5 protein-coding genes are annotated in these 6,193 nt (G+C 46.6%); all 5 read right to left on the bottom strand.

The window, feature by feature from the left end:
- Positions 1 to 130 precede the first annotated feature (130 nt).
- The 5 genes from AC3EBE_RS09160 to AC3EBE_RS09140 all read right to left on the bottom strand — a co-directional run bounded on the left by AC3EBE_RS09160 (position 131) and on the right by AC3EBE_RS09140 (position 6,192).
- Entirely contained in the window at positions 131 to 892 is a 762-nt protein-coding gene (locus AC3EBE_RS09160; protein WP_488594713.1) for a polysaccharide deacetylase family protein, read from the bottom strand.
- A gap of 322 nt (positions 893 to 1,214) precedes the next feature.
- Positions 1,215 to 2,513, bottom strand: coding sequence for a phosphopyruvate hydratase (eno, locus tag AC3EBE_RS09155; RefSeq protein WP_488594712.1), 1,299 nt, complete (start codon positions 2,511 to 2,513; stop codon positions 1,215 to 1,217).
- Positions 2,514 to 2,525: 12 nt separating this feature from the next.
- The gene (gene gpmI, locus AC3EBE_RS09150) at positions 2,526 to 4,064 is read right to left on the bottom strand and encodes a 2,3-bisphosphoglycerate-independent phosphoglycerate mutase (protein ID WP_488594711.1); all 1,539 of its coding nucleotides are present in this window, start codon (positions 4,062 to 4,064) and stop codon (positions 2,526 to 2,528) included.
- Positions 4,057 to 4,818: a triose-phosphate isomerase gene (gene tpiA / locus AC3EBE_RS09145; protein WP_488594710.1), complete on the bottom strand. Its 762-nt coding sequence runs from the start codon at positions 4,816 to 4,818 to the stop codon at positions 4,057 to 4,059. Before tpiA ends, gpmI begins: the two co-directional genes overlap by 8 nt.
- 189 nt (positions 4,819 to 5,007) lie before the next feature.
- Positions 5,008 to 6,192, bottom strand: a complete 1,185-nt coding sequence (locus AC3EBE_RS09140) for a phosphoglycerate kinase (protein ID WP_488594709.1) — start codon at positions 6,190 to 6,192, stop codon at positions 5,008 to 5,010.
- Position 6,193 lies beyond the last annotated feature (1 nt).

Below are 6,193 nucleotides of genomic sequence, written 5' to 3'. Positions count from 1 at the left end.
TCGAGGGGCTAGGCGCTGGAGCTGGATTAGGACAACTGAGTATTCATATTACAATTTAATTATTTTAACACCAATAAAAAAAGGAGCACAATCTTGTGCTCCTTTCGAAATGCAGATCAACAGCTTGCGTTTATCTCAGGGATGCAGGGAGAAATGAATTTGCCTGGTACAGCAATTCAGATACGGTCACAAATTTATAGCCATTTTCGGATAGAATCTTGAGTATACTATCCAGTGCCTTAACTGTCTGCGAGCGGTCACCGCCGGCATCATGAAAAATGATCACATCTCCCGGCCTTGCATCTGATACAACATTTTGGACGATTTTATTGGCTCCAGGCCTGCTCCAGTCACGTGTCTCCTGATGCCATGACCAGAGGATGACATTATAGCCGCTTGAAACTGCCGTATCGACGATTTCCTCGTCATAATATCCGGCAATCGGGCGGAAAAGAGATGGGCTGTAACCAGTTAACTCTTTGATGATCTTCTCACTTTTCTCCAGTTCCCTTTTCAAAACAGCAGGTGAATGGCCGTCACGAAAATGATGACGATAGGTGTGATTGGCAATTTCATGACCTTCCCTAGCCTGGCGTTTAACAAGCTCCGGATACCTTGCCGCCTCTTCGCCAATAACAAAAAAGGTGGCCTTCGCATTATACTTTGCCAGGATATCGAGGATCTGGGCAGTGTAGTTCGGATCAGGTCCATCATCAAACGTCAGCGCGACCAGCTTTTCATCCACGGGTATATCCCAAAAGACATGCCCAGTCTTTTCAAACCGGGCTCGTTTGACCGAGGAAGGTGTGTCGGCAGCTGCCCCTGTCCGGGGGATTCCAGCGGTTAACATGCACAATGTAATCATACCAGCTATAAGTAATTTCTTTTTCATATCAACTGGCTCCTATCTAACGTTGGTACAACATATTTTGCACACTTGCATTTTCTTTGAAGCATTTATTTAATGGAAATTGTATTAGTGTGGCAAAAGAGGTAATTGGAAAACCACTCTTTGGTAATATAGACTCCTTTTTCCTGGAAAACTGAAATGCTAATGAAGCAAATTGACTGCCTATTGGTGACAAAAAATCCCCCTCGATCAGAAAGATGGTCACCAACACGCCCCCAACCCAAGACAAGCCTGTTCCCAACAAACAAAAAAACACCGGCAGCATCGTCATGCTGCCGGTGTCCTTATTTTTACCTAAAGAGAATTACTTCTTAAGGTTGTAGAAAGATTTGATGCCGTTGAAGCGAGCTGTTTCGCCAAGCTGATCTTCAATGCGAAGAAGCTGGTTGTACTTCGCTACGCGGTCTGTACGTGATGGAGCACCTGTCTTGATTTGGCCAGCGTTTGTCGCTACAGCGATGTCAGCAATTGTTGCATCTTCTGTTTCACCAGAACGGTGAGAGATTACAGCAGTGTAGCCTGCGCGCTTAGCCATTTCGATTGCGTCGAATGTTTCAGTCAGCGTACCGATTTGGTTAACTTTGATCAGGATTGAGTTGCCAACGCCTTGCTCGATCCCTTGAGAAAGCTTCTTCGTGTTTGTAACGAACAGGTCGTCACCAACAAGCTGAACTTTTCCGCCCAGGCGCTCAGTCAATAGCTTGTGGCCTTCCCAGTCGTTTTCATCCAAACCGTCTTCGATTGAGATGATTGGGTATTTAGAAGCCATTTCTTCGTACCAGTCAACCATTTCAGCAGAAGTCTTCACAACGCCTTCTCCAGAAAGGTGGTATTTACCGTCTTCTTTGTTGTAGAACTCAGAAGAAGCAGCATCCATAGCCAGCATTACTTGCTCGCCTGGCTTGTAGCCTGCTTTTTCGATTGCAGTTACGATTGTTTGAAGAGCTTCTTCGTTAGATCCAAGGTTTGGAGCGAATCCACCTTCGTCACCTACAGCTGTGTTCAAGCCTTTTTCCTTAAGAACAGACTTCAGGCTGTGGAAAATTTCTGCACCCATGCGAAGTGCTTCACGGAAGTTTTCAGCGCCAACAGGCATAACCATGAATTCCTGGATGTCAACGTTGTTGTCAGCGTGCTCGCCGCCGTTAACGATGTTCATCATTGGAACTGGAAGCTGCTTCGCGTTGAAACCGCCAAGGTATTGATATAGAGGAATGTCAAGGTAGTCTGCAGCAGCGTGCGCAACAGCCATGGAAACACCAAGGATTGCGTTAGCGCCTAATTTACCTTTGTTTTCAGTTCCGTCTAATTCGATTAGCGCGTGGTCGATGCCAACCTGGTCAAGAACGTTGAACTCTTCACCGATCAAGAATGGAGCAATGATTTCGTTCACATTTTCAACTGCTTTTAAAACACCTTTTCCAAGGTAGCGGCTCTTGTCGCCATCACGAAGCTCAACTGCTTCATATTCACCAGTTGAAGCACCGCTTGGAACTAGTGCGCGTCCGAAAGCGCCTGATTCTGTAAAAACTTCTACCTCAACTGTTGGGTTACCGCGGGAATCCAATACTTCACGTGCGTATACGTCTGTAATAAATGGCATAGTAATCTCTCCTTATTTTTTAATAATAGATGTTCCAGTCATTTCAGCTGGCTGATCTAGTCCTAGTAATTCCAGCATTGTTGGTGCAAGGTCACCGAGAATTCCGTCTTCACGAAGCTCCACGCCCTGCTTTGTAACAATGACAGGCACCGGGTTAGTCGTATGTGCCGTCATTGGAGAACCTTCGAGCGTCACAACTTCATCTGCGTTTCCGTGGTCAGCCGTGATGATCACTGTACCGCCTTTGGAAACGATCAGATCAACGATTCGGCCAAGGCATTCGTCGACTGTTTCAACCGCTTTGATTGTCGGCTCAAGCATTCCTGAGTGCCCAACCATATCAGGGTTGGCGAAGTTCAAGAGAATCGCGTCAAAGTTATCTGCTTCGATTTCCTTGATCAGTGCGTCCGTAACTTCGTACGCGCTCATCTCTGGCTTAAGGTCGTAAGTGGCAACCTTTGGCGAGCTGATCAGGATTCGCTTTTCACCAGGGAATTCCTTTTCACGTCCGCCGCTCATGAAGAACGTTACGTGCGGATATTTTTCCGTTTCTGCGATGCGCAGCTGAGTCATGCCGGCCTGGGAAATCACTTCGCCGATTGTGTTATCAAGATTTGTTGGCTTGAAAGCTACAAAACCGTCAACCGTCTCACTGAAGTGAGTCAGGCAGACAAAGTGAAGGTTTTCAGGGTGGCCCTCGCCACGGTCGAAGGAACGGAAGTCTTTATTTGTAAAAGTATTTGAAATCTGGATTGCGCGGTCAGGACGGAAGTTGTAGAAAATCACAGCATCGTCATTCTTAACCGTCGCAACAGGTGATCCATCTGGCTTAACAAGAACAGAAGGAACAACGAATTCATCAAAGATTCCATTGTTGTAGTTATCTTCGATGAGCTCCATTGGGTTCGAATACGTAGGTCCGTCGCCGTACACCATTGAGCGGTAGGATTTCTCCACACGCTCCCAGCGCTTGTCACGGTCCATAGAATAGTATCGCCCAGAAATCGTCGCAAATTCACCGACTCCGATTTCACTCATTTTTTCAAGAGTTTGTTTAATGTATCCTGGCGCAGTTTGCGGGCCAACATCACGGCCGTCAAGGAAGCCATGTACATAAACCTTTGTCAGGCCTTCTTTAGCAGCAAGCTTCAATAAAGCAAACATATGCTCAATATGGCTGTGCACGCCGCCGTCAGACAGCAAGCCCATCAAATGCAGCGCAGTGCCTTTTTCCTTCGCATGCTTGATCGCAGCAAGGAAGGTTTCATTTTTTTCAAATTCGCCTTCACGGATTGAAATGTTCACACGTGTCAGGCTCTGGTAAACGATTCGGCCGGCACCGATGTTCAGGTGTCCAACCTCAGAGTTTCCCATTTGGCCCTCTGGAAGGCCAACCGCTTCTCCGCTCGCAATTAATTGCGCATGCGGAAAGTTGTTCCAATAGCGGTCAAAGTTTGGCTTGTTTGCCTGGGCAACGGCATTTCCCATCCGTTCACCGCGCAACGCGAAGCCATCCAGAATGATTAAAGCTGTTGGTGACTGTTTACTCATTGGAACCTGCCTCCAATAGCTGCAAGAAGGAATCTGTCTCTAAGCTTGCTCCGCCGACTAATGCGCCGTCGATATCAGGCTGTGACATGTATTCCTGGATGTTTCCTGGCTTTACGCTGCCGCCGTACTGGATGCGCACTGCTTCTGCAACTTCTGGTGAGAATTGCTCAGCAATCACCTTGCGGATGTGTGCGCAAGTTTCGTTCGCATCTTCAGCAGTGGAAGATTTGCCTGTTCCGATTGCCCAGATTGGCTCGTAAGCGATGACAGTCTGTTTTACCTGCTCATCAGTCAATCCGTTAAGAGCAGCCTTGATCTGGCCGCCAACGAATTCGTTTGTTTCGCCATTCTCACGCTGTTCAAGCGTTTCGCCGCAGCAAACGATTGGAGTCAGGCTGTATTTGAATGCAGTTAACGTCTTTTTGTTCACTGAATCGTCCGTCTCATTGAACATTTCACGGCGTTCAGAGTGGCCGATGATGACGTATTTTGCACCGATATCCTGCAATGCTTTCGGGCTTACTTCGCCTGTAAAAGCACCGCTTTCTTCAAAGTGCATATTTTGCGCGCCGATTTCAAGATCTGAACTGTTTGTTAGCTCGACCAGCTGTCCAAGGAACAATGCCGGAGCACAAACAACAGATTCAACCTTGTCCTTTGAAGGAACAAGACCGCTTACTTTTTCGATAAAATCCTTAGCTTCAGGCAGCGTTTTATGCATTTTCCAGTTACCTGCGATAATAGGTGTTCGCATGCTGACACTTCCTTTCATGTTTCCTGCTGTATGTTAGCAGTATGCTTACTTTTAAGCTTTTTTGCACAGCTGTGCATAGCTTGTTTAAAAAATTGCCACTGGATGTTGGGCTTATTAAGGTTTTTAGCGGCAGCCCACAGGATCCGCACCCTCGGACTGCTGCTTTTAAAAAAAATCTATATTAAAAACTTACTTATCGTTCAAAGCAACAACGCCTGGAAGCTGTTTGCCTTCCATGAATTCAAGGGAAGCACCGCCGCCAGTTGAGATGTGGCTCATTTTATCTGCAAGATTGAACTTTTCAACTGCTGCTGCAGAGTCTCCTCCGCCGATGACCGAATATGTACCGCTCGCATCGGCTAATGCTTGTGCTACAGCTTTTGTTCCTTCAGCGAATTTGTCGATTTCGAATACGCCCATCGGTCCATTCCAGATGACCAATTTGGATTTCTGAATCACATCGCGGTAGGTTTCAGCTGTTTTAGGTCCGATATCAAGAGCTTCCCAGTCTGAAGGAATCTCTTCAATCGCTACCACCTTTGTATTCGCATCCGCAGAAAAATCATCGGCAACGATAGCGTCGACAGGCATATAGAAGTTAACGCCCTTCGCCTTTGCTTTTTCCATGAAGCTCTTAGCCAATTCAATTTTATCTTCTTCTAAAAGAGATTTGCCGATTTCGTGGCCCTGTGCTTTTACGAATGTATAAGCAAGTCCGCCGCCGATGATCAGGTTATCTACTTTTTCTAATAGATTGTCAATGACACCGATCTTATCTTTAACCTTCGCTCCGCCAATGATTGCTGTGAACGGACGCTCTGGATTTGATAATGCTTTTCCAAGCACATCAAGTTCTTTTTGCATCAGGAAGCCTGATACTGCAGGAAGATGCTTGGCGATACCTTCAGTTGACGCATGCGCACGGTGTGCAGCTCCGAATGCATCGTTCACATACACATCTGCAAGCTCAGCAAATGATTTTGCCAGTTCAGGATCGTTTTTCTCTTCGCCTGGGTAGAAACGGACATTCTCAAGAAGCAGGACATCGCCTTCGTTCATGCTGTCGATTTCAGATTTTACAGATTCGCCATATGCTTCATCTGTTTTCTTTACATCCTTTCCAAGCAGCTCAGACAGACGCTTCGCTACTGGAGTCAAACGCAATTCTTCAACAGCCTGCCCTTTTGGACGGCCAAGGTGGCTTGCAAGAAGGACTTTAGCTCCCTGCTCGACCAGGTACTGGATTGTTGGAAGCGCAGCACGGATCCTTGTATCATCCGTTACTTGTCCATCCTTCATTGGCACGTTGAAATCAACGCGGCAAAAAACTCGTTTTCCTTTTACATCCACATCTTTTACTGTCTTTTTGTTCAAG

The sequence above is a fragment of the Mesobacillus sp. genome (assembly GCF_057785455.1).
Note: the sequence above shows the minus strand (reverse complement) of the source record. Positions and strands in the feature narration are given on the sequence as shown.

Coding starts and splice junctions, on each gene's coding strand:
- gpmI (WP_488594711.1), bottom strand. CDS start 4,064: ATGAGTAAACAGTCACCAACAGCTTTAATCATTCTGGATGGCTTCGCG.
- eno (WP_488594712.1), bottom strand. CDS start 2,513: ATGCCATTTATTACAGACGTATACGCACGTGAAGTATTGGATTCCCGC.
- tpiA (WP_488594710.1), bottom strand. CDS start 4,818: ATGCGAACACCTATTATCGCAGGTAACTGGAAAATGCATAAAACGCTG.
- AC3EBE_RS09160 (WP_488594713.1), bottom strand. CDS start 892: ATGAAAAAGAAATTACTTATAGCTGGTATGATTACATTGTGCATGTTA.